Source organism: Gilvimarinus sp. 1_MG-2023, assembly GCF_030548285.1.
Window position 1 is genome coordinate 1 of record NZ_JAUOSC010000629.1, and the last position, 313, is coordinate 313.

The following is a 313-nucleotide window of genomic DNA, read 5'->3' on the forward strand; positions in this document are numbered from 1 at the left end:
TTGTACACCGTCAGCCAGTACACCTTGCCCGCATCGGTAAAGCACAACACGGTATCGTGACTGTTCACCACTAACAGGTGTTCGATGAAGTCCTCATCTTTTACTGACGTGGCAGAACGCCCTTTACCACCGCGCTTTTGGGCCTGATAGGCATCAATTGGCTGGGTCTTGGCGTAACCGCTGTGGGACAGCGTCAGCACCAGATCCTCTTCCGGAATCAGGTCAGCCATGCTCAGGTCGCGCTTCACCGCCATGATTTCGGTCTTGCGCTCATCGCCATACTCTGCCCGAATGGCTTCCAGCTCTTCCCGGA

Annotated in this window: 1 protein-coding gene; it reads right to left on the reverse strand. The window is 55.6% G+C overall.

Annotation, left to right across the window (positions count from 1 at the left end):
• Positions 1-313, reverse strand: a 313-nt coding sequence (locus Q4563_RS18385) for a DNA gyrase C-terminal beta-propeller domain-containing protein (protein ID WP_303605535.1), incomplete at both ends; no start/stop codon positions are given.